At 60.0% G+C, this 275-nt stretch carries 1 protein-coding gene; it reads left to right on the forward strand.

Translation table 11 applies throughout. The features are described 5' to 3' along the window. On the forward strand, positions 1 to 196 hold a 196-nt coding region (locus Q5L94_RS13665), incomplete at its 5' end, for a hypothetical protein (protein WP_317498902.1). Positions 197 to 275: the final 79 nt, after the last annotated feature.

The raw sequence follows: 275 nt of genomic DNA on the forward strand, positions 1-275 counted from the left end.
GGCCAAAGCACATCTTGCAGTGTTCAAGGCAGATCCGAAACATCTGCTGCCCGCAAAGAAGGATTGGTTTGACAAGCAGGTCGCTGATCGTGAGAAACAAATCGCCAAGATGGAGGCCGCCCTCGCTGCGCGGCAGTATGGTGCGGACACTTATGTTCCGACAAAAGGCCTCGACAATCCTGAACCGGAGATCTAGTCGAAAGGCCGCGCGGACCCGCGGGGCGGGGCGATCATCAGGGCGATCAGGCCCGGAGCAGCGCAGGCGTGTGTGTGGC

Source organism: Idiomarina sp. Sol25 (assembly GCF_033052775.1).
In the GTDB taxonomy this organism is placed as follows: Bacteria; Pseudomonadota; Gammaproteobacteria; order Enterobacterales; family Alteromonadaceae; genus Idiomarina.